This window comes from Microbacterium sp. LWH10-1.2 (genome assembly GCF_038397765.1).
Classification (GTDB): Bacteria; Actinomycetota; Actinomycetes; order Actinomycetales; family Microbacteriaceae; genus Microbacterium; species Microbacterium natoriense.
Map to the genome: position 1 here is coordinate 2,927,355 of NZ_CP151638.1, position 22,830 is coordinate 2,950,184.

Annotated in this window: 18 protein-coding genes and 2 tRNA genes; 6 read left to right on the top strand and 14 right to left on the bottom strand. The window is 65.4% G+C overall.

What is annotated here, in order from left to right; all coding sequences use genetic code 11:
- Positions 1 to 249: 249 nt before the first annotated feature.
- The 8 genes from MRBLWH10_RS13940 to MRBLWH10_RS13975 all read right to left on the bottom strand — a co-directional run bounded on the left by MRBLWH10_RS13940 (position 250) and on the right by MRBLWH10_RS13975 (position 10,695).
- Positions 250 to 588 carry a hypothetical protein gene (locus tag MRBLWH10_RS13940; RefSeq protein ID WP_341940352.1) on the bottom strand — a complete coding sequence of 113 codons (339 nt, stop codon included), beginning with the start codon at positions 586 to 588 and terminating at the stop codon, positions 250 to 252.
- Between the two features lie 346 nt (positions 589 to 934).
- Entirely contained in the window at positions 935 to 1,477 is a 543-nt protein-coding gene (locus tag MRBLWH10_RS13945; protein ID WP_341940353.1) for a hypothetical protein, read from the bottom strand.
- Positions 1,478 to 1,685: 208 nt separating this feature from the next.
- On the bottom strand, positions 1,686 to 2,162 hold the full coding sequence (locus tag MRBLWH10_RS13950; protein ID WP_341940354.1) for a hypothetical protein: 477 nt from the start codon (positions 2,160 to 2,162) through the stop codon (positions 1,686 to 1,688).
- 4 nt (positions 2,163 to 2,166) lie between these two features.
- Positions 2,167 to 2,430, bottom strand: a complete 264-nt coding sequence (locus MRBLWH10_RS13955) for a hypothetical protein (protein ID WP_341940355.1) — start codon at positions 2,428 to 2,430, stop codon at positions 2,167 to 2,169.
- The gene (gene mobF, locus MRBLWH10_RS13960) at positions 2,427 to 5,390 is read right to left on the bottom strand and encodes a MobF family relaxase (RefSeq protein WP_341940356.1); all 2,964 of its coding nucleotides are present in this window, start codon (positions 5,388 to 5,390) and stop codon (positions 2,427 to 2,429) included. The genes MRBLWH10_RS13955 and mobF overlap by 4 nt, the downstream gene beginning before the upstream one ends.
- 267 nt (positions 5,391 to 5,657) lie before the next feature.
- Positions 5,658 to 6,638, bottom strand: a complete 981-nt coding sequence (locus MRBLWH10_RS13965; RefSeq protein WP_341942597.1) for a RelA/SpoT domain-containing protein — start codon at positions 6,636 to 6,638, stop codon at positions 5,658 to 5,660.
- A 5-nt stretch (positions 6,639 to 6,643) separates the two neighbouring features.
- The gene (locus tag MRBLWH10_RS13970; RefSeq protein WP_341940357.1) at positions 6,644 to 7,522 is read right to left on the bottom strand and encodes a nucleoid-associated protein; all 879 of its coding nucleotides are present in this window, start codon (positions 7,520 to 7,522) and stop codon (positions 6,644 to 6,646) included.
- Between the two features lie 431 nt (positions 7,523 to 7,953).
- The gene (locus tag MRBLWH10_RS13975) at positions 7,954 to 10,695 is read right to left on the bottom strand and encodes an NACHT domain-containing protein (RefSeq protein ID WP_341940358.1); all 2,742 of its coding nucleotides are present in this window, start codon (positions 10,693 to 10,695) and stop codon (positions 7,954 to 7,956) included.
- Positions 10,696 to 11,164: 469 nt separating this feature from the next.
- Here MRBLWH10_RS13975 and MRBLWH10_RS13980 point away from each other — a divergent pair, with 469 nt between their 5' ends.
- From MRBLWH10_RS13980 to MRBLWH10_RS13995, 4 genes are all read left to right on the top strand, one after another.
- Entirely contained in the window at positions 11,165 to 11,383 is a 219-nt protein-coding gene (locus tag MRBLWH10_RS13980; protein WP_341940359.1) for a hypothetical protein, read from the top strand.
- A complete protein-coding gene (locus tag MRBLWH10_RS13985) occupies positions 11,380 to 12,381 on the top strand; it encodes a zeta toxin family protein (protein WP_341940360.1) in 1,002 nt (333 codons plus the stop codon). The genes MRBLWH10_RS13980 and MRBLWH10_RS13985 overlap by 4 nt, the downstream gene beginning before the upstream one ends.
- Before the next feature lie 567 nt (positions 12,382 to 12,948).
- A complete protein-coding gene (locus tag MRBLWH10_RS13990) occupies positions 12,949 to 13,542 on the top strand; it encodes a hypothetical protein (RefSeq protein ID WP_341940361.1) in 594 nt (197 codons plus the stop codon).
- 246 nt (positions 13,543 to 13,788) lie between these two features.
- Positions 13,789 to 14,934 carry a hypothetical protein gene (locus MRBLWH10_RS13995; protein WP_341940362.1) on the top strand — a complete coding sequence of 382 codons (1,146 nt, stop codon included), beginning with the start codon at positions 13,789 to 13,791 and terminating at the stop codon, positions 14,932 to 14,934.
- A 22-nt stretch (positions 14,935 to 14,956) separates the two neighbouring features.
- On the opposite strand, the gene MRBLWH10_RS14000 is transcribed toward MRBLWH10_RS13995, so the two are convergent.
- Positions 14,957 to 15,045, bottom strand: a tRNA-Ser gene (locus tag MRBLWH10_RS14000).
- Positions 15,046 to 15,219: 174 nt separating this feature from the next.
- Here MRBLWH10_RS14000 and MRBLWH10_RS14005 point away from each other — a divergent pair.
- Positions 15,220 to 16,062, top strand: a complete 843-nt coding sequence (locus tag MRBLWH10_RS14005) for a peptidoglycan-binding protein (protein WP_341940363.1) — start codon at positions 15,220 to 15,222, stop codon at positions 16,060 to 16,062.
- A 105-nt stretch (positions 16,063 to 16,167) separates the two neighbouring features.
- Here MRBLWH10_RS14005 and MRBLWH10_RS14010 read toward each other — a convergent pair whose 3' ends face one another.
- Positions 16,168 to 18,456: a glycoside hydrolase family 3 C-terminal domain-containing protein gene (locus tag MRBLWH10_RS14010; RefSeq protein ID WP_341940364.1), complete on the bottom strand. Its 2,289-nt coding sequence runs from the start codon at positions 18,454 to 18,456 to the stop codon at positions 16,168 to 16,170.
- 95 nt (positions 18,457 to 18,551) lie between these two features.
- Between MRBLWH10_RS14010 and MRBLWH10_RS14015 the strand changes: the two genes are divergently transcribed.
- Positions 18,552 to 19,124, top strand: a complete 573-nt coding sequence (locus MRBLWH10_RS14015) for a helix-turn-helix domain-containing protein (protein WP_341940365.1) — start codon at positions 18,552 to 18,554, stop codon at positions 19,122 to 19,124.
- A gap of 11 nt (positions 19,125 to 19,135) precedes the next feature.
- Here the strand turns inward: MRBLWH10_RS14015 and MRBLWH10_RS14020 are convergent, their stop codons facing one another.
- The 4 genes from MRBLWH10_RS14020 to serS form a co-directional block, all read right to left on the bottom strand.
- Positions 19,136 to 20,386: an LCP family protein gene (locus MRBLWH10_RS14020; RefSeq protein ID WP_341940366.1), complete on the bottom strand. Its 1,251-nt coding sequence runs from the start codon at positions 20,384 to 20,386 to the stop codon at positions 19,136 to 19,138.
- Positions 20,387 to 20,553: 167 nt separating this feature from the next.
- Positions 20,554 to 20,638, bottom strand: a tRNA-Ser gene (locus MRBLWH10_RS14025).
- A gap of 42 nt (positions 20,639 to 20,680) precedes the next feature.
- Positions 20,681 to 21,502, bottom strand: a complete 822-nt coding sequence (locus MRBLWH10_RS14030; RefSeq protein ID WP_341940367.1) for an HAD family hydrolase — start codon at positions 21,500 to 21,502, stop codon at positions 20,681 to 20,683.
- Positions 21,499 to 22,770, bottom strand: coding sequence for a serine--tRNA ligase (gene serS / locus MRBLWH10_RS14035; protein ID WP_341940368.1), 1,272 nt, complete (start codon positions 22,768 to 22,770; stop codon positions 21,499 to 21,501). Before serS ends, MRBLWH10_RS14030 begins: the two co-directional genes overlap by 4 nt.
- Between the last annotated feature and the right edge of the window lie 60 nt (positions 22,771 to 22,830).

Genomic DNA, 22,830 nt, shown 5'->3' on the forward strand with positions numbered 1-22,830 from the left:
CAGCGATCGCACTGATGGCAGCTGCCTTTCTTGCGGAGAACCTTGTAGATCTAGACACCATCATTCCCTCCGTGTCGGCACCCTTGGCTGTGGGCGATGGTCGCTCACAGAGGGCGCTCTGCCCCCAACATATCGGCCCTAGGGAGTGAACGAACAGACCTAGGAAGAAGCGTCGGATCGAATGGCGGTGGCCAGTGGGCAGGTCCCACAGTCGTGACTCATGCAGGTGGTGTCAAAATACATGAACACTCAATCGCTGCCGAGGACGAGTGCTGTCGAAACTCGTCGACATTCGCTGTTCGAACTCACCGACAGAACCATGAAGGTGACGCCCGCGTCGACGAGGGTGATGACGCACTCGTCCGTCAGGCCCTTGCCTTCGGCGATGTTCACGGCGGAGTCGAACAGCCCGGCGTCGTGGACCGCACGCCATGTTCGTTTCGGGAAGCCTCCGCAGTGATACATCAAAGCCACGGTGTCGGCATCTCTCGCCAATGAAAGTCCGGGACTGCGGCGCCGGTTGCCGACAATCGTGGGCGGTGAATAGTCCTCTTCGCCGCCAGCAACTCGCTCGTGGAGCCCGGTCAAGCCAGAGGTCGGTCGATCCTTGTTTCTTCGAATGGTGATGCACGTCGCTCGAAATGGCTCGTCCTCTCGCCCTCCGAGAACCCGAGGCCATGTGACCCCGCCGACATCAGCCGCCCTGGATCTCGGGTCCGTCGAACTCCGGCCGTATCTGGACGGCGTCGAGCTCCGCTACCCAGTCATGTGCACGCCTGCAGCCCCCGCACACGAACCCTCTAGGATCGTCGCGCATTACCATGCCGCACGTCGGGCACCGCGGGCTGGTGTGCGTCGACATCGCTTCCGAAGATGTCCCCAATAACGTCGACGATCCGATGCTCGGCATCGTCGCGCTCAGGACGCAAGCTGTTCATGGCAGCTGCCGTCCACTGGAGGCCCCGGACCCTGGCGTCGGATACGGCGCGGCAGGGTCGTACTTCTGCAGGACTCGGTCCACCCTCCTCAGCGTACGAGCGCGCAGCTCCTCGATCCGTTCCCGGAGGATCTCGGTGGATTCTGCTTCGAGCCGGGCGGCGACTTCGTCGTCGAGGACGTAGGGTGGCTGTCCGCGCTGGATGCGGGCGATGGAGTCCATGCGTACTTCTTCCCGGATCGTTGCGCGTCGTCGCCGGCAGTGTGCCTCGTAGATCTTCGGGTGCGCGTCGAGGATCGCCTGCCGGGCGGCGTCATGTGCCATCTTCACGCGTTGCAGGTCGGATGCTCGCCGTGTGCGCAGCCGTTCGGCCTGGCGCTCGGCGGCCGTCTCATGGGCGCGGCCATGGTGTTCACCGCTGCGGGTAGCCCGCTCAACCCGCTGCTTCACGGAGGTCGGGTTCTTCTTACGGGCGAGCTGCCTCCTGCGCACTTCCACGCGCGCCGGGACTTCGAGCAGGTCGGGGTCGATGACCTCCAACGTGGCCCTCGCCCGAGCGTCCACGGAGCGGCGACGCTGGAAGAAATCGTCGGCGTCAGCGGCGTGGGCGCGTTTGTCTGACGCGTAGGTGCGGTGCACCTGTCGGGGCGGGAGATCGAGAGCTTTCAGCCTGCTGCGCAAACGTGATGCGGCCCGGCCGCGCGCACGCTGCTGTTCGAGGTGCCGAGCGTACTGCTCCCTGTAATAGTCAGGGTTCGCACGTCGACGGTCGGCCGCGGCCTGGCGCTGCTTCTCCCGAAATCCTCTCCGCCTGCGTGTCCCGGTACCGTTGCGACGCCGCCGCGGAGTTCGCCCGGTATCTCTCGGGGTGGCGCTCCTTGTACCGACGTTGATACTCCCGCACTTTCTCGGGATGCTCGTGCCGGAACCGGCGTCCTCGTGCGATGGCCTGCTCGCGGATCTCGGGGTACCGTTCGCGGGCTCGGGCGTTGCGGGCCGCTTTCTGCCGCCGGCGGGCCGCCTGCCGACGTGCCGATTCTCTGGTCAGTTGTCGTCGCCGCTCGGGGTGCGCGACCCGCCACGCACGAGCGCTCTCGGCGATCGCCTCGGCGTTCTCTTCCCGGTACCGGCGCCGGTACTCCTTCAGATGCTCCGCGTGCGTCTCACGCCACCGGCGGGTGGTCTCCCGGCGGCGCGCCGCCCGTTCGTCCTCGCTCTCGGGCATGATCTCATCCGTCGGCCTCAGCGGACTCGGGCACCAGACCGTAGATGTGCTCCGTGAGGGCTTCACGATGCGTCGTCGGGTCGACGATCGTCCGTCCGATCAGTTCTCGCAGCTCAGTGATGTCCTCCCCCGTATCAAGGTCGGTGAGGCACCAGTCGACGTCCTCCTTGAGGCGGTAATCCGGTGAATCCGCAGGCAGCTCCGGGTAGTACATGATCGCGATCGTCCCGACTTTCTGCAGGATCAGATCCGCGTCTTCGAGTTTCATCTCAACCTTCTTCCCTGTTCTTTCGGCACCGCGGCACCGGCTGGTGCCGCCTCGTCTTGGTACGTGTCGCGAAAGATGCTTCGCGTCGTGTCGTGTTCGTGGAGGTAACGGTCGAACGCTTCTGCTTCGGCGGCCTCGGCGGCGCGGATCCGCGCGTCCAGCGCCACGCGGACGTCGTCCGGCATAGATCCGCCCGCAGCGGGCAGTGCGGGGCGGGCGTGGCGGCGCGCGGCTGTGTTCGCGGTGTCCGCGTCCGTGCGCAGGATGGCGGCGCGCGCGGCGAGCAGCCAGGCGGTGAGCGCCGCGAGGACACGTCCGGCGGTGGACGTCCTCAAGGGTTCGGGCGTGGGGTCGTGGGCGGAGTGTGCGAGGTCGCGGGCGGCGGTGCGGGTTGCGTCGTCGAGGTCGGTGTCGGGGATGCCGCGGATCATCTGCTCGGCGATCCGCTCCCGCGCCTGCTCGTCCGTGTGCGCGACGACGATCGCCTCATCGACGTGGCGTCCGCGGGTGAGTCCCACGTAGAGGCCGGCGGCGGTGACGCCGGGACCAACGAGAGCGACATCGGTGGTCTCCCCCTGGATCCCGTGCACCGTTGTCGCGTACGCGAGCTGCAGGAACTCCGCTGCGTATTCGGGCGGCACGACCCGCACGTCCGCGGAGTCGTCGTGGCGTTGCAGTTCGATCGCGGCAGGCCCGATACGGGAAATCGTCCACAACGCCCGGTTCTGCACCCCAGTGATGCGGTCGTTGCGACGTGTCTGCACGACGTCCCCTTCCAGCAGCCGCTGCTCCCCCGCACCGACCGCGACCCTCTCCACCGTGAGCTGTCCCCGGGCGACACGCGCCTCCTGGATCCCCTCGCTGAGATCCCGGGCCTCCTCATTACTGCCGGTCACGATCGCCACCGTCCGTCCTCGATCACGGTGCTGGAAATAGCCGTCGACGAGCATCTCATGCGCCTCCACCAGGTCGTGCACGCGGTGGACATGCCCGCCGGCCTGCAGGTCAGCGGCGACCTGGAGAGCCTTCTCGACCGTGCCGGGGTTGCGCAGCCGGAGGGTGAGGGCGGCGTATGCGGGGTCCGTGAAACGGTGAACATCGATGAGTTCGACCGTGCACCCGGCCCGTCGGGAGGCGAGAGCCATCGCCCCGGCGTGACCGATGGGGCTGGCCTGCAGCGGGTCACCGATCATCGCCACCCCCGCACCCGTCTCCACCGCCAACAACGTCAGTGCGTTCGCGGCGTTCAGATCCAGCATCCCCGCCTCATCCACGACGATCCGCGTCGCCGCATCGACCCGCAGCATCCGCGATCCCGAATACCGGGCGCCGGTGATAGCGTCGACCTCCCCCGGGCGTAGCCGCCACCAGAGCTCCGCACCCGCATCGTCCGTGCGCCACCGCCACCCATAGTCGGCCAGCAGCGCATGGATGCTCGTGCTCGGCACTCCGACCTCTCGCCCGGCCACCGCGGCCGCCTTCCTCGTCGGCGCGACCACGACCAGGTGCCGGCGCTGCCCGGCGAGGGCTTCGCGGGCAGCGCGCAGCAGGGTGGTCTTGCCCGTGCCCGCCGGCCCGGTCACCGTCACCAGGCGGTGTGAACTGGCAATCGCGGTCACTGCGGCCTGTTGCGACCCTCCGAGAGCTGGGTCTCCGGCGACTGACTCGGCTGCGCTCGCGTCGTCGAGGTCGGTTGGCGTGCAGCTGAGGGCCGTGAGGTGCTGGCCGAGTTGGGTCTTCCGGGCGGCGAACGCGCGCGTGACGAGCGCCTTCACATGCTGCGGCTTCCCCTGCCTGTCCGGCAGCAGGTCGCGCGTGTACGACAGCGCACGGGCCGTCACGTCATCGATCACAGCCTGCAGGTCGTTGCGGTCCGAGACGAGCCCGGAGCGTGCGACTGCGCGAGTCGCCCCCGCGCGGAGATCCAAGGCACTGAACCGGCCGCTACTCGACTTTGACCGGTCATCCGCCTCAACCACCGCCTGCCGCGCCAAGAGATCACGATCCATAGGCACAGAACCCCGGACAGCGCGATCCGGGGGCGACGTCCAGTCAAGAACGTGGGGATCCAGGCGGCGCAGCTCCTCCATGATCATCGCTGCCCACTCGTCCTCGTCGACGCTGTCGGGCTTGTCCGGCCGGTGCGCCGCCCAGGCGTAGCGGTCGATCTGCCGCAGCACCTCATGCCCCGGATGCTGGCCTGGATGCTCGGCCCGCCACCGCGCGAGCAGCACCGCCCGGTTCGCCTCGATCTGATTCGATCGCCGCGATAACGGCCGCACCAGATGTGCGAGCTCGGCGATCTCCCCGTCCGCATTCATCGAGTACCCGTGAGCAGCCAACGCTCTGATCCATCCCGGGTCGGTCCGCGTGGCGAGATCCCCCTCGGCGTTCACGAGAGTCTGCATCCGCATTGCCACCCGGGAATCGACATTCGACCACCGCCCGTCCTCCCCCTGTACCCGCACGTTCAGCCAGAGATGCCGATGCACATGCGGATCCAACGCGCGAGACCGTCGATGCCGCAACTCCACCGCCTCGACCCGCGCCAAGGGCTCACGTACGCGGCCACCTGCGCCGCGACGGGCGTTCAGCTCCGCCTGCCACAACCGCAGGACACGGTCACGCAACCGGTCCTGCAACGCCTCATACGCGGTCGAGAGATCCGGGTGCAGCAACGCGCCGATACTGATCGACTTTGGCGCATTCAGCGTGCTGTCCAGCACCAGGTCCGCATCGACCGACGACAGCAACCGGCCCCGCCGCTCTCCCGTCAACGGATCACACCCGTCCACCCACAACGCCAACTGCTCAGCGTCCAGCTCGTCGTGGTCTATCGCGCCTTCGTGAACCGTGAATCGGATGACCGCCGCCTCGTCGACCTCGCTGTAGCCAGCAAGCGCTTCAGCACCAGCCGCACGCAGGTGGGAATCACACGTCCCCCGGAACGCGTAGTCCATCGCCTGGCGAACCCCCTGCGAGCCCATACCACGCTTCCAACGCTCGAGACCACCTCGCACGCGGCCAGGCTACGCCCAATCTGCCTATCACGCCAGAGTATTCACAGAAAGTGCCTGCGTGCATCACTCTCGCCCTGCCCTAGGTTCTGGTGCCTCGAAGCATCGCGCCCTCGGGCTCAACTTGAGGGCACCAGTTCACAGCAGTTTGGTCGCACGGCAATGAGGAGTGAGCTGAGACAGTCCGGAGAGCGAGGGCGCGTGGAAGTATCAATCCATCAGCACGATGTTGAATGCACTGCAAGTCTTACGCACGATGTCCTCGAGATCGGTATCCCGAATCGCGTCGACGAGCAACGACTCACGATGTTTAGCACGCTCCAGAACGGCAATCACCTCAGGCTGCGTTGAGAGCCAGTCGCGGCTGTCGACATAGGAGGCACTGTTGGGCTGATGCTCCCTCAAACGGACCCCGAGGTCAGGTTCCTCATCCAGATACTCACCAATGAGCTCAGCGAATCGGGCCCTTTCGGACTCTTCGTAAGCCGCCCACAAGACCGTGATGATGTCCAGGTCTGTGGGCGCACCACCGGGCTCGCCCAAGAGCGCCTCGTACCGATCATCAAGGTACTCGACGGCTCTGGCTAGTTCGTACGCAGGCAACGACTCCCTCTTCTTGAACATGCGCTGAACTTCGTCATCGAAGATCTCCACAACGGCAGTGAGGCGGTTTATGACACGGACGACGCGGCGCGGCGGCTTGACCAGCCCCTTGTACAGGAGCTTATGGGAGACCACCGACCAAGCATCCTGCGAACGAGTACGGATCTGAACCTCGCAGAGGATAGCTCCACCAAGCGAGTCCTTCGAAACTCCGTCATCGACGGTCACATGCGTCCCGGCGTAGAAGAGCTTGTCGGCTTTGCCTGTCTTGACCTCCGTGACGCAACTCTCCCATCCATGCGCCTCTAAGGCACGCCGAGCCGCCTTGCAGTCTCGTTTGGTCGAGCACACCACTCGAACACCGACCTTGTCGGTAATCGATCCCCACTCGCGGGACACGCCAGGTGTCTTGCTGAGCTTTCGAATTAGGCTTCGGGCAGTCTTCACCCTCGAGGTTACGTAATGCTCGCCAGCGACAGGCCCGACGATCGCGCGCACGAGCCTGCGATACTTGGAGTTCGCCTCCTCCAACATTGGAAGCGAAGTAGCGTAAAGCTGCGCAGGCGACGACGGCGTGGGGAGCTCCACGTTAGTCAACGCGGCCCCTTCGAAAGGTCGTAGCTTTCGGGATTGTCGTTGATCACGATACTGGTGTCGCTGACCTCGACAAGGCCCGAATCGATAGCACCGGTACTCGCCTGAATGATCACCCCATGCTGGGTTCGCACACGAAGCCCGCCGATGGCACTCGACACGAGTGTCGTATCCTTTCGAAACTCATTCGCGAGCACCTGCTGTGGAAGCAGAGCAATCAGTTCATCCCGGTCCTCCCGGTCGATGAAATCCCGGACGAAGTTCGAGGCGTTCAGGCTTGGAGTAGGACTTTCGAGAACGGCTGCGATCGCACCTCCATAGCGAAGTTTCTTCTCATCGGACAACGACGACGACTTGAGGAATCGTCCCATGCTCTTCACGAAGTCCTCTGTCAGCTTCTCCGCTTGGTGGACGAGCTCGAAACCAAGGTACCGATCGAGAAAGTAGTCCGCGTAGCCCTGGCCATTTTGGCGATCCACCATCAGTCCCGTCAGCCGGTCTGACGTCGGACTTATCCACAGAAGCGCGATCTTGTACACCTGAGCTGCGCGTCCCAAAATCAGCTCATCGAGATGCTCCACTTCAAAGGAGATCACCCCGTCGTCATCGACAGTCTGTCGGAGTCGGACACCCTCCTGGTGCTCGGCCTTCATGATGATGAGGCGATCGATCGAGTCCGCACGCGCGAGGGAGCACAGGAACACACCAGCGGAAGCCGACCCGCCTTGCGCCGCATGCAGATGTGCGGCCATGCGCTGTGAAGCAAGTTGCAACTGACTAGGGTCCTGAAGCACCGATCGCGCCAGGTCCGGAATCGGACTCCCGAAATCAGTCCCGTAGACGATCTCGCGCCCCTTCGCGAAGGAGGGCTGAAGCATCTCCTCTCGGATGAAGCGATCAGTCTGAGGATTAAGCGTGGTGGGGTCTTGAGACAAAACCACGCTCGGTCCACCATCAACCGCCCTACCTCGCGGTACTTCGTGAATCATCGTCGAAACGAGACTGATCGGTGAGATTGTCGGCATCGTCGTCCCCCTGTGTGTTTTCGAGCATCGTATCGAAAGGCACAGCGCCACCTGCATAGATGACGGTCACGGAGTCCCCAGGTCACCGCGCGGAAGTCCTGAACAGATATGCCCCCGCCTCCATGCAGATACCCATGAGCGCGTGATGCCCGCCACTGCGCAGCTGGCGTTTCGCCATCCCCAGCTGCGCGAGCGCTGGCCAACGGGATTTGCAACCTCGTCGTGGTTGCCATACCAAAACTGGTCTTTGGTGCTCGTGTTGAGGAATCACTCCCGCCCGATAGTCAATCGCCGTAAACGGTGAATGCGCGTCGTCCGAGACCCCAGTCCTGGAGCCACCTCGGCGCCCTCTGAAGCGAAACCGGAAGGTCGGCTCTCGTCGTCCTGTCGTTCTCCGCAGCAGCCGTCCGCAGAGCCCATAGATCCCTGGCCATACCGGGCAAGTTCGGCGATAGCTCTTCCAACAACTCCGGATCGTCAACACGAGACTCGTAGACGGTGCCCAGTAGGTAGAGGTAGGTCCACAACCCGTTGCCCGCGAGCCGTCTGCCATCGGGGAGATTGTTCCCATCGCTGCGATGCAGCACTAGGTCGACGAATGACATCGTAGTTGGTGCATCCAGGACAAGTTTCGAACGCGCCTTGTTCACTGCGTAAGCGAACGCCTCGTCGAGATCGGCTTGTGACACGGACGCTGATGAAGAGTTGGCCTGTTCAACGCTAATCCATAGAATTCCGACGCATGAGCCAAAAGCTCCCTTCACCGTGAACGCGCTTCGTTGAGCCGACGGGAGTGGCGCAGCTCGGTGAAGCCAGTTCCAGATGGCGACCGCGCCGCGGTACCAAGCCCCATCGTGCGAATCATCAGACGTCAGTGCCGCAATCGCCGCGTCCCATGACTCTGCATATCGGAATGTCATGCCTCGAAGGTCAAGCGTTGCCCATGCGCCGGCGAAGAGGCTTCGTCCCGGTGCCTCCTCGGCAACGACGTAGTCACGAATGAATTGGTCTCGTGCATCACGGTTCAGTGAGAGCAATGCGCGGACTGCCGGCCAGGGCATCTCGCGCTTCGCTCGCCAAAGGTCGAGGATTCGGTCGAAGCCTTTGGCGCGGGTGAGCGCAGGTAGGGAAACTCCCTCCATCAGACGCAGGATCAAAACCTCGTCATCGGTGCGATCGCACACTCTCTTGAAGGTTTCGGCTGCGCCTCGCTCGAGTCGTTCGTCTATGGCTTGGAGCAGAAGTTCCGGGAGCACGGTGGTTGCGTCACGCTTGTGTGCTTCTATTAGGGTCTCGGCGATCTTCTCCGGATCCCCGCTTCCTCGGGAAATCGCTTCAGCGGCGAAGTACTCGAAGAAGGTGCGGTGCGTAAACCCGAAGAGCCGCTCGCCGTGATCCGTTCCGGTCGTACCCAATAGCCATGCCCGATCCGCACAGAACTCCAGGAACTCGGCTGCGCGGCGCCGCGCCTCACCTTCTTCGACACCAGCGGTGTCACACAGGTACTGGCCAATGGTCTTGGTGATTACCTTCTCTGACAACCCATTCTGTGCAGCCTGAGACTTGTAGACCCAGCGCGCGAGTTCCTGCATGATCCGGTCGCCATTGGCATGTAGCTCCTCGGGCTGGTTGATGTGCCTGTGCGAGTCCCACTTGTGGAACAGCAGATCGGCGCAGTTCGCGTAGATGTCTCGACGACGCCGCGGAATCGATCCTCGCTCCCTGTATAGGATGCACAGAAGCGAAAGCAGCAGCGGATTCTTCTTCAGGTCCGATACCGACTCCGACTCACTCACAAAGTCGGGCACCAGTTCCGGACGTTCGACGAATGAGAACCATCTCTGGATGTACTCGCGAGTTTGTGTGGGCGAGTACTCGTCCAGAGCGAGAGTGTCGAACGTGCCCGAGGGCAACGGCGCACGCTCGTACCCGATGGAGCGCGAGGTGACCAGCACGGGAACCGCTGGAAACTCGGCTGCGAACGAGGAGATTCGATGGACCATCTCAATGCGCTGATTGATGTCGGTCACCTCGTCGAGTCCGTCGAAAATCACGACCATCAGCCCCAACATCAACGCATCGTGCAGGTCAGACGTCGAGAGCTCGATACTTGAAGAAGTCCGCAGCTCGCCTCGGAGGTATTCGACGATGGTGAGGTCCTTCGCCCCCGGGAAATAGGTACGACACGCGAGCATCAGGACCGGTTGCCCATCCGGATCCCTGCTCAGCTCCTGACGCAGGTTGCGAACAAAGGTGCTTTTCCCTGCCCCGGGCGCACCATGGACGACGACACGATACGGGGTCCCTCGCTCACCGAGCTGGAGACCGTCCACCTCCAAGTTCGTGCTCTTGTCGATGAGTGTGCGACTCACATACAGGTCGCCGAATGTCGCACGCGTGGATGAGTTCGTGTAAGTGATGATGGGCGGCGCGGGAGCCTCGGCGATGGAAGCCTTCGCCCGCTCCGCGAGAGTGACAGCGTCCGCGACTCGGTCGATGTCACCGCACAAGTCGGCGAGGCGCTCCACGTAGCGCACGCGCGAGGCCGTCCCGGATTCTGTTCCACCGCCACGCCCCACCGGTGTGCGAAGAAAGTCTTCGTACTCGACGGCAGCATCAGCAAGCTCCTGACCTGCTGGTGTCGCGTTGTCATAGATACGGACCAGGTCGCTCCAAAGCGAATCTCGGGCGTCATACCACCTACTCGAATGCGTAGCACACCACTTCTGTGCACTATTCGAGAAGATACCCTGGACGGTCTCCAGGGATGAGGTTCGTACTGCAGACTCCGGAGTGAGGAGCGTGAGCACAAGGGCGCTGAGGATCGCGCGCCCTTCCCTGCTACAGAGGAAGGCCTCAATGTCTCCGACGTCCGCCGCTGTTAGCCCGTGCTCATCGTCGAGTTCAATCCACCGGATATCGAAACTGCCACGGAGGCGCAATCGCTGGAGAGCGCGTCGACCGAGTGCGGTAGCGGGCTGAACAGCGCGAGCCATTCCTCCGATAGCGGCAGCAGTTTCAAGCATAATCCGAGACTAGGGCCATTCTCGGACACACCATTGTCATGCGGCCTCGTCGACCTCCATCCGCGCCGCCTCCGGAACGGATGCAGTATCGACTACCGTCCGATTGGTGGACGGGGTGCCGCTGATGGATGATCGAACTTGGCTGAGTCCGGCAATTTTGCCCGTACGACGCTGGTGTATTGCTGCTTCTGCAAATCGACGCTCCTCCCGCGTTCCTGATGAAAGAATCGTGAGCCGACCCGCTCACCCGGCGCCTGCCAGTCGCGTGTTACGCGAGCGTGGTTTGCGGCAGGACCCGCGTCGTCTACCGACATCAATAACTGAGAGGTCCACCGAAGCGCCTGGGCGGTCAGGTTCGACCTACGGTGCAAATTGTCGATCTCGGATTCGCTTCTACTGCGACCCGAACCGAACCGGTCGTCGACGCATGAGGGCAGCCAATTGCTAGGCTCGCAGTAGAGGAGTCAGCATGCCGGAGCACACCTCCCCTTGGCTAGTCAGCGGTACCGAGAACTACGAAGCCTTGCGTGACGAGGCTCGCCGCTTGATCGCGGAATCCCTTGCTGAGTTCCGCGCTGGAACCGCTAGGGAAAGCGACACTGGGCGAGTGATTCAACAGACCCGTGACCGGCTCTTCGATCGAGGCTGGTCGGCTTCGCGCGATGCAGGCATGGGCATCAGATCATGACCGACGCCCCAGCCAGCGCGTCAAACACGCAGGACAGCGTCCTACGTTCATTGTTTGACGGACTGCGGCCGAGCGCGAAGCCGACGTTCGTCCTCCTGACTGGTCAGGTTGGCGCCGGCGCAGGGCGTGCGATCGGCAGCATCCGTGCTGAGCGCGGCCATGATCTCGTACCCGTCTCGGCCGATGATCTCCGTGCGTTCCACCCGCGGTTTCTTGACGAGACGTTCATGGACTCACCCGTGGGTCGGCGCGAGGTCGCCGAGTCGACAGCGGCCTGGCTGCAGGCCGCGCTCACGCACGCCAGAGAGAACCGTCTGTCCGTGATCTTGGAGGGCGCGTTTCGCAGTCCAGATGTTGCGCTCGGCGTGGCAGGCCGGTTCGCAGGCGACGGCTACGAGGTTGAGCTCGTCGTCGTCGCGGTCCGCGAGGAGGAAAGCCTGCTTGCAGCGACGTCGGGGAGTCTTCGCCGAGTGCGCGCGCACCGTCCTACTGGATTCACTTCCGTGCTCGAGCACGCGGAGACGTTCCGGGGCACGCGGGCTCTGGTCGCGGCCTCCGGGAATGACTCGAGGGTGAACCGCGTCTCGGTGTTTGGACGTCGTGGCGACATCGTGTTTGACGAGCGACGCTCCCCCAGTGTCGAGACGTTCCGCGAAGTCACCGGCGCCCTGGTATCTGCACAGTCTGAGCGGATGACCTCGCTCGAGTCAGCGCAGTGGCTCGGCGAGCTGCGTCGTGTGACAGCGTACGCTCACAGCCTCCCAGCGATGCCGCCGGTCTCCCATGAGGCGCTGATCGAGCTGCATCAGATGGCGATCCAGCGGGTCGTTCCGGAGCTGCCCGTTCCAGCCGGCTCGGAGGTCGTCGAAATCCAGCAGCGCCGGCTTGCTGCCGAACTGATCGAACTGCGCCGCGGAGCATCTCACCACCCGGAGCCTACGGACGGAGCCGCTCCCGTTGCGCAGCCAGGTCATCGGCCGGTGTCGCTCGATCGGTGAGCGCCCGCATGGCGGGGCATCCGCCGGATAGCTGCTGATCGTTAGCGGGCGGCGGGGTGCGGAGTGCCGCGTCGTGGAATACCGGACCGAGCGCCAGCGAGGGAGGATATGCCGCGAAAGCTCGGCACGAAGCGGCATGGTGGCCGCTACGCTTTCGCAGCCGGCGGGACGCACGACCGCGTGATCCCGCTCGCTGCGTGGCGATGTCGAGTCGCTGTCTGAGAGCACCGATGAGGTCAGATCTGAATCCCGCCCACTGGGTCTGCCCGTTCTCCGCCTCGACGATAGGGGCTTCGCGGTAAGCGAGCTCATCGACGAGGAACGCACTGACGGCTGCGTTGTGCGCCTCATGTAACTCGACCAGGTCGTAGCGGATGCCGAGCTCGTCGAGCCGCTGGCAGGTGAGCCGACACCGCTGGCACGAGGGTCCTGTCGAGTAGACCGTCACGATCACGCCCACCTCCAAACTGCGCATCAGAAACAGCTATTGACATAAGTAGATGCTTTAGTCGTACACTTAGTCAAGCGGTTCTGCGAATCTCCAGTGCGGTAAGGCAAACTGAGGGGGTGAAGGTCGACGTGAAGAATCTCGATGGCACGATGATGACGTGGCAGTCCGCTACGCAGCCGGTCGGGTCCGCACTGCGCATAGCTCCGACGTTCGTCGCATCCACCCGTGACGAGACCACCGGGGTGGACACAACGATTGAGGCTCACTACAACCCTGAAGAGGGCCGCTACATCGTGACCGCGATCACCAACCGGGCGTTCCGCGACGACTTCGATCAGCAGGCGCTGCGCCGCACAGCGTCCGTGGCGATCCTGCAAGCAGCGGTGCCCCAATGCATCACCATCCGCCTCACTGACGAGGACGAGACAGGCTGGACCTCGATCGCAGATCTCACCTCGAGCGAGGGCAGAATCATCCCTCCCTGGATGGCCGCAGCGGCGGTGAAACGAGGCGGGAAGGACGAGCGCATGGAGGTCATCGAGATCATCTACGGCGCATCCGCCCTCGCCGGCATCCCGCCTGTGCGGGCGGTGCAGCTCGAGCTGGACATCCCGCACCGCACTGCCTCGGACTGGATCAAGAAAGCTCGCGACAATGGGCGCCTGGACGGGATGACGTACAACGTCGGCCGCCAGGCAGATGGTAACTAAGACTTCCACCCCGGTCATCGACGCGGCGGGGACCGTCGAATCGCGCGAAACAGCCTCGACTCATCACCCTGACCTGACACCGCTGTTCTACTCGGAGGAGGAGGCAGCTCTTCTTCTCGGAATACACCGGACCACGTTGCGGACCTTGGCGATCCAGGGTTGCGCACCTGTTCCTCCCGTGCACATCACGGAGCACAAGCGGATCTATCGCCGAATCGACGTCGAGCGGCTCGCCGGGGTAACGCCATGAGCATCGAGTCACGGATGACCAAAGCCGGCGTCCGCTATCTCGCGCGGGTGAAGTCAGGCCCCAAGCTTGTCGCATCGAAGACGTTCAGCAGAAAGAAGGACGCGGAGGCATGGGAGCGGGAGCAGAAGCATCTGCTCGAAACGGGCCGCCCGCTCGCGCCGAAGCGCAGTTTCACGCTTGAGGAGCTGATCGTCAGATTCCGAACCTCCCGCCATGGTGGCAATCCGCACACGATCAACACCGACGACAACAACCTCGCAGCCCTCTCCCCCGCGCTCCGGTCGCGCCCGCTCGCCACCATCCAGGCCAGCGACATTCGGTCGCATCTGGTCGGAGAGCTCAACGCCGGAAAGGCTCCGTCGACGGTCGCGCGAGCGAAGACGACGCTCAGCGCGCTCTTCACCTATGCGGACGGCGAGGGCCTACTCAGCCAGCCGCATCCAGTTCGGTCGATGAAGAAGATCCCGCAACTGTCCGTCACTCAGCCGTCAGTGAGCCCGGGGGACATCCCGACTCCCGAGTTGCTCGCAGCGCGACTTGCGACCCTCCGCCAGCGTCGAGACGACATCGCCGACGTCTACGAATTCAAGTCGCTGACGGGGCTGCGCTGGGGCGAATTGCGCGCTGCACGCGTCGCCTGGCTAGTCGAGATGCCACTTCCCCAGCTCTCGGTCACGCGCTCCCATTCAGACCACTACGACGAGAAGGCACCCAAGTCCTGGCGAGGCACACGCCTTGTGCCTATGTCGCCACGGGCGATCGAGCTCTTCGATAAGCACGCATCCGGCAAGAGCGGGGATGAGTATCTCTTCACGAACCGGCAGGGCGGACAACTCAAGGTCGGAGTCGTCCGGAAGTTTCCTCTTGGCTTTCGCCGTCATGCGCTGCGGCACTATGCTGCGTCGACCTGGCTGCGTCTCGGCACCCCCGTGCACGAAGTCGCCGAGTACCTGGGCGACGACCCTCGAACGGTGCTGAAGATCTACGCGCACGTCCTGGGCGAAGGCCAGCGGCGGGATTTCGTGAAGCGGCTCACGCTGGCGGAGAACGCTCAGAAAGAGGCGGGACACTCCAGGGACACTGAAGCGGCAATCGCAGATCCCACGACCTCACAGGGGAATCCCAATAACCTCGGGATATGACGCCTGACCAGGGCTTCTACTGCGGAGACGAGGGGATTTGAACCCCTGGTCCCCGTAAGGGGACTCCACCTTAGCAGGGTGGTGCACTCGGCCGGACTATGCGACGTCTCCAGGCATCCGAGCCGAAGACACGGATGCACCCTGCAATCATAACGGGTCGGACGTGCAGTCACGAATCGGGTCTCCGTGGCCGTGGAACGACCCGGATGCCGTCGCCGATGTATCACCGACGGTCCAGCGCGCTCCTTCCCTGGGAGAGATCTTTCGCCGACGAAGGAGAAGACGATGAACGTCGCACCGTGGAGCACGATCGGACCTGGCGCTGACTGGGCGCCGGTGCGGAGCATCCAGTACTTCCTGCGCGTCCACGGCCACACCGTGGTCGTGGACGGCGTCTACGGGCCGCAGACCGCGGCGGCCGTGTCCGCCCGGCAGGCCGCCGTCGGGCTGCCCTCCGACGGCGTGGTCGGGCCGCAGACCTGGCCCCACCTCTACGTCGCCAGCCAGCAGGGCGATCACGGAGACGCGGTGCGCGCCGTGCAGCAGTTCGGGCTCGTGCCCTCGCCCGGGCTCGACCCGCTGGTGGTCGACGGCGACTTCGGTCCGCTCACCGCCGACCGCGTGCGCCAGTTCCAGTGGGCGTGGGGGCTCGGGCAGGACGGCGCCGCCGGCTACGAGACCTGGTCGTTCCTGAGCGCGCTCATCCCGGGCACCGATCCCTGGCCGCTCGTGAAGGTGGGGGCGACGCAGGACTCGAACTGGCGGGTGCTGGCCGCCCAGCATCTGCTGCGGCATCGCGGAGCGACGATCGCCGCCGACGGCGCCTTCGGACCCCTCAGCGGCGCAGCGATCCAGGCGTTCCAGCAGACGCTGCGGGCGACCTTCATCAGCACGACGGTCGGCCTCCTCGACTGGCCCGCATTGATCGACACCGTCTCGCTCGGCGCGACCGGGGAGGCGGTGCGCGCCGTGCAGACTCTGCTCCCTGCGCCGCTCGCCGTCGACGGCTCGTTCGGCCCGCAGACGGATGCCGCGGTGCGCAGCTTCCAGACGATGTTCGCTCCACCAGCGGACGGCGTCGTCGGCCCGGAGACCTGGCAGGCGCTGACGCTGCCGAAGTTCGACTGACACGGTGTCCATGCCGGCATCCATCGTCTGCCCTCCGCACATGCCGGCGCCCCTCCTCTGCAGATGCACAGGAGAGGCGCCGGTGGGGCAGCGACGGTGCGCCGGTCAGCTCTGCGGCACCGCGCCCGCGTTCGCCGCGGCGAGCAGCTGCTCGACCTGCTCGTAGGTCACGTCGATGCCGGGGAAGCCGACCAGGCGACCGATCGGGAACGACGCCATCATCTTCTGCATCGCCTCGTCATTGGGCATCATCGACGCGGCCGAGGAGTCGGCGCCGGTCAGCTCGCCCATGAAGCCGCCGAGCGCGCCCATCACGATGGGACCTGCGACCGGGTGCGCCACGACGTCGCCGATCGACGAGTTCATCGTGAGAGGCAGCACGACGGCGTCGCCCTCCACCGCCACGGCGACCGTGGAGCGGATGTCGCGGCTGGATGCCGCCACCTCGACGGTGTACTCGCCGCCCTCGACGACGAAGCGGTCGACGCGGATGTCCCAGTACGCGAGGTCCTCTCGGCGCACGACGACCTCGACGGTGCGGGTCTCCCCCGCAGCGAGCTCGACGGAGGAGAACGCCTTGAGCTCGCGCGGCGCACGCTGCGCGATCGACCCCGCCAGCGACACGTACACCTGCGCGACCTCGCGGCCGTCACGGTCACCCGTGTTCGTCAGCGCGAACGACACGGCGATGTCGCCGCTTTCGGTGACGGATGCCGTCGCCTCTCCGTACGCGAACGTCGTGTACGACAGGCCGAAGCCGAACGGGAAGGTCACGTCGAGCCCCTTGGCGTCGTACCAGCGGTAGCCGACGAGCAGCCCCTCGCCGTAGCGGACGTGGCCGAACTCGCCCGGGAAGTTGCCGTAGGAGGGGTTGTCCTCGAGACGCACGGGCACCGTCTCGGTGAGCTTGCCCGAGGGGTTCACGGTTCCGTAGAGGACATCGGCGACAGCGCTGCCTCCGGCCTGTCCGAGCAGCCAGCTCTCGACGATCGCGGGCACCCGGTCGGCGAAGGGCAGCGCGACGACGCCGCCGTTGGAGAGCACGACGACCGTGTTCGGGTTCACCTCGAGCACGGCGTCCAGCAGAGCGAGCTGCGCCGCGGGGAGGTCGATGTGCTCACGGTCGAAGCCTTCCGACTCCTCCGCGGCGGGCAGCCCGAGGAAGACGACCGCGACCTCGGCCGACGACGCCGCAGACACGGCCTCGGCGCGCAGCTCCTCAGCCGAGCGCCCTGACGCCGCGATCGCCCCGCCCTCGACCGCGAATCCGGGAGCGTACGACACGGCATCGCCCGCGACGGCGCGAAGAGCGTCGAGAGCGGCATCCACCCGTGTGGGGTTGATGAGCGAGGAGCCCGCGCCCTGGAAGCGGGGCTCGGCGGCGAACGCGCCGATGACGGCGACCTTCTGCGACGGGGACAGCGGCAGCACGCCGCCGTCGTTCTTGAGCAGCACGATCGAGCGACCAGCGGCCTCACGCGCGAGCGCGTGATGGGCGTCGACATCCAGCGGACCAGCGACGACCGGGCGCCGCTCCGACTTGCGCACCAGATCGATCGCGCGGGATGCCGCGGTGTCGAGCACGCTCTCTGCGAGCTCCCCCGCGCGCACGGCGGCGACGAGCTGGGCATCCGTGCGCCCGCCCGATGCGGGCATCTCCAGGTCGAGACCCGCGGCGACTCCGGCGACGCGGTCGTTCACGGCGCCCCAGTCGGAGACGACGAGTCCATCGAAGCCCCACTCGTCGCGGAGCACGCTGGTGAGGAGCCACGGGTCCTCAGAGGTCCACACGCCGTTGAGACGGTTGTACGAGCACATCACGGTCCACGGTGCTGCGTCCTTGACCACGCGTTCGAAGCCGCGCAGGTAGATCTCGCGCAGGGGGCGGGGGTCGACGTCGGAGCTCGACCGCATCCGGTCGAACTCCTGGTTGTTGGCGGCGAAGTGCTTGAGCGACGTGCCGACGCCCTGCGACTGCACACCGCGCACCGAGGCCGCACCGAGCACGCCGGAGACGATCGGATCCTCGGAGAAGTACTCGAAGTTGCGTCCGCACAGCGGAGAGCGCTTGATGTTGATGCCGGGGCCGAGCACGACCGCGACGTCTTCGATCGCGGCCTCGACGCCGATCGCCGCACCGACGCGCTCGATGAGCTCAGGGTCCCACGACGAGCCGATGCCCACCGCTGGGGGGAAGCAGGTCGCGGGAACGCTGCTCGCGAGACCGAGGTGGTCCGTGCCGCCCGCCTGCTTGCGGAGCCCGTGGGGGCCGTCCGTCATCATGATCGACGGGATGTCCGCGCGATCGATGGCCTTGGTTGTCCAGAAGTCCGCGCCGCTGGTGAGCGACGCCTTCTCCTCGAGGGTGAGGTCGGATGCCGGGTTATCGGTCATGAGGGTTCCTTTCACAGGCGACGGCGATGTCCTGCGAAAACCATACGACAGTCAGGATTCGATATCAAACGTTGTTCAGGTTTACCCTCGGATGCATGGCACGACGAGGTTCATACGCGAAGGGCGTGGCGCGCCGCGAGGAGATCCTGGAGAGCGCCCTCGAGGTGATCGGCCGCAGGGGGTATCAGAACGCCTCCCTCAAGCAGATCGCGGAGGTGGTCGGGGTGACCCCCGCCGCGCTCCTGCACTACTTCGGGTCGAAGGAGGAGCTCTTCACCGCCGTCCTCCGCAAACGCGACGAGCACGACGGCATGGATCCGCGCTTCTCCGACGACGCCGACCCCCGAGACGGACTCATCGCCGTCATCCGCCACAACACCGAGGTGCCCGGCCTCGTCGAGCTCTTCTCACGGCTCGCGGTGGATGCCGTCGACCCCGAGCATCCCGCCCACGCGTACTTCCTCGACCGGAGCGAGCGGCTGCGGGAGGCGGTCGCCGCCGGGTTCCACCGCGACACCACGCGCGAGCCGGCCCTCGACCCCGACACCATGGCGCGGGTGCTGCAGGCGGTCGCCGACGGCCTGCAGCTGCAGTGGATGATCGATCCGAGCGTCGACATGGCCGACATCGTCGAGCGCCTCATCGACGCCCTCGCGCCGCGGCGCTGAGCAGGAACGGGTCAGTTGACCTTGCCGTTGGAGCAGACCGTCTGAGCGGCAGAGGTCCCCTTGATGGAGTTGGGGAGCGCCACCACATTCTCCGGAGTCGCGGTCGGGTCTGGCGTCGCGCCCGGGTCGACCGGGGTCTCGGTCGCGGTGCCGGGATCGGTGACGACGACGCCATCCCTGTTGGTGTTCTCGTGAGTCACCTGAAGCTGCGCGTTCGCGTTGATCGCGTCCCACATCGCCTGCGCGGCGGTCTTGTTCGCGACCACCTTGTTCGCGTTGTCGGGATCCGTGACCGTCGGGTACTGGAGGAACACGATGTCCTCGTACTTGACCGACTTCAGAGCCAGGGCGATCTGCACGATCTTCATCGGATCGGCGAGCGACTCGCTCGGCTCGAGATTGTCGATCGCGGTCGTCGCGAGCTTGAGCATCACCGGCACATTGCCGAGGGTCTCGCTGCTGATGAGCTTCTTCGCGAGGTTCGACATGTACTGCTGCTGGTTGCCGATGCGTCCCAGGTCGCTGCCATCGCCGACGCCGTAGCGGGTGCGGAGGAACTGCAGGGCGGTGATGCCCGAGATCGTGTGGTTGCCCGCGGGAAGGTCGAGACCGGTGTTCTTGTCGCGGATCGGAGAGGCGAGGCACACGTCCACTCCCCCGATCGCGTTGGTGATCTCGATGACTCCGCCGAACGTGACCGATGCGGCGAACTGCACCTCCTGGCCCGTGAGCTCGGAGATCGTCTTCACGACGCAGTTGAGTCCGGCGTCCGAGTACGCGACGTTGAGCGGCTGCTTGCTCATCGCCGAGTGCGTGTTGCCCTCGACGTCTTCGCACTGCGGGATGCGCACCATCATGTCGCGCGGAAAGCTGACGACCGTGACTCGGCGAGGCGCATCGGAGACGTGGACGAGCAGGTTCACGTCGTTGAGCGTGCCCTCGGCGTCCTTACCGGTGCACCGGGGACCGAAGTACTGCTTGTAGGCGTCCTCGCACGTGTCGACGCCCGTGAGCACCAGGTTGAAACCGCCCTCGTAGGCGCCGATGTCCGGCGGAAGCTCCTTCTGCCCCTCCAGCTCGACGGCGTTCGCGCTGACCGTGCTCGTGAGGTCGTAGACCACGTAGCCCGCCACGGCGATGCCGCTGACGAGCACGACTGCGAGGCCGATCGCGATGAACGCCAGAAGCTGGCTGATCGGCCCTGGCGTGCGCAACTGGCCGTGGCGTGCGACGGTACGACGGCGTCGGGTGCTCTTACTCACTCGGGGCCTTTCGGTTCTGGGTGATGCTCGCCCTCCCCGGCGGCGCATCCCTCATGAAGCGGAGAGTACGGGAACCGGTGGTCCGCCTGCGGCGGTCCTCCTCACGAATCCCACTCAGCCGATCGGTGGCTGAGCGGCCACCCTTCGGGCGACCTCACAGCCACCAGCGGAGGGTAAGGGATTCGAACCCTTGAGACATTTCTGCCCACTGGTTTTCAAGACCAGCTCCATCGGCCGCTCGGACAACCCTCCCGACAGACGAATCTGCCGACAAGCCGTGAGTCTAGCCGAGTTCTATTCTCCGGCGTTGACCTGGGCGGGGGCTGGAAGCGTGTTCAGGGCGCGCGCCAGGCCTCCGTCGATCACGTCCAGGGTCACCTCTCCCGCCGCATCCTTCACTTCTGTGGGCGCCTGTCCCATAGCCACCGCACGCCCGCCGACCGACTGCGACCAGGCGAACATGCCGATGTCGTTCCGGCCGTCACCCGCGACCAGGACCCGCTCGCCGTCGAAGCCGAGCTCGCCGCGCACCCGCTCGAGCGCGGTGCCCTTGTCGACGCCGTTCGGAGCGATGTCGAGCCAGGCGGTCCAGCCGATCGCGTAGGACACTTCATTGAGGCCGGCATCCGCCACCAGCCGGTGGAAGTCCTCCTCGTCGTGCCCCGGCGAGACGACGACGATGCGCGACACCGGCTCGTCCGCGAGCTCCTCGAACGTGACCTGACGTCCGCCGTCGAGCGTCCAGTCGTCCAGCTGCTGCGTGTACAGGCGCTGTCCTGACCCGAGCTCCACCATGTAGCGCGCCTCGGGGAGACGGTCCTGGAGCAGCGCGAGGACGGGCGACGGATCGAAGGTCTCCACGTTCCATCTGGTCCATTCGCCGTCGACCATGCGCATGGTGACCGCGCCGTTCGAGCACACCACGAACTCCGGAGTCAACCCCAGTTCCTCGACGTAGCGCCGGGTCGCCATCCAGCTGCGACCAGTGGCGATCGTGACCTCATGGCCGGCGTCGCGCAGACGGGCGACGGCCTCGGGCACGCCGGGGCTCATGGTCTCGTCCTGCAGCAGGATGGTTCCGTCGACGTCGAGGCCGATGAGCCAGGGAGCGGTCACGCCACGGGCTCCAGCACTTCGAGTCCGCCCAGGTAGGGCCTGAGCACTTCGGGCACCCGCACCGACCCGTCGGCCTGCTGGTGCGTCTCGAGGATCGCGACGATCCAGCGCGTCGTGGCGAGGGTGCCGTTCAGCGTGGCCACCGGAGCCGTCTTGCCACCGTCCTCCGGACGGTGGCGGACGTCGAGACGCCGCGCCTGGAAGGTCGTGCAGTTCGACGTCGAGGTGAGCTCGCGGAAGGCACCCTGCGTGGGCACCCATGCCTCGATGTCGTACTTGCGGGCCGCGCTCGAACCGAGGTCGCCCGCCGCCACATCGATCACGCGGTAGGCGAGGCCGAGCGAGGTCAGCATCTCCTCCTGGAGCGCCACGAGACGAAGATGCTCGGCCTCGGCATCCTCGGGGGTCGTGTAGACGAACATCTCCAGCTTGTTGAACTGGTGCACGCGGATGATGCCGCGGGTGTCCTTCCCGTATGAACCGGCCTCGCGGCGGTAGCAGGTCGACCATCCCGCGTAGCGGAGGGCGCCCTTCGACAGATCGACGATCTCGTCCTTGTGATAGCCGGCGAGAGCGACCTCGCTGGTACCCACCAGATACAGGTCGTCGTCCTTGTCGAGGTGGTACACCTCATCGGCGTGAGCGCCGAGGAATCCGGTGCCCTGCATGATCTCCGGACGCACGAGCGTCGGGGTGATCAGCGGCACGAAGTCGTTCTGCAGCGCCTTGTCGAGCGCGAGGTTCATCAGCGCGATCTCCAGACGCGCTCCGACGCCGCGCAGGAAGTAGAAGCGCGAGCCGGAGACCTTGACGCCGCGCTCCATATCGATGGCCCCGAGGATCTCGCCGATCTCGAGGTGGTCGCGGGGCTCGAAGTCGAAGGCTGGCACCTCGCCGACCCGGCGCAGCTCGACGAAGTCGGCCTCGCCACCGGCGGGCACGCCGTCGATCACGACGTTCTCGATGCGCGCGAGCGCAGCGGATGCCGCCTCAGCCGCCTCGTTGGCGACGACCTGCGCCTGCTTGACGCGATCGGACAGGTCCTTCACCTGCGCCACGAGAGCGGCCTTCTCGTCCTTGGGCGCCTTCGCCACCTGCTTGCCGAACGCGTTCTGCTCCGCGCGCAGATCCTCGAACGCGGAGAGCGCCGCACGGCGCGATCGATCGGCCTCGAGAGCCGCATCCACGGTCGACTGGTCGTTTCCACGGGCAGCCTGTGAGCGGCGGACGATCTCGGGATTGTCACGAAGAAGAGCGAGGTCGATCATCCACCAATTCTACGGGTGCGATTCCGGGCGCCTCGCCTGTCACAACTCCGCCCGTTCGTC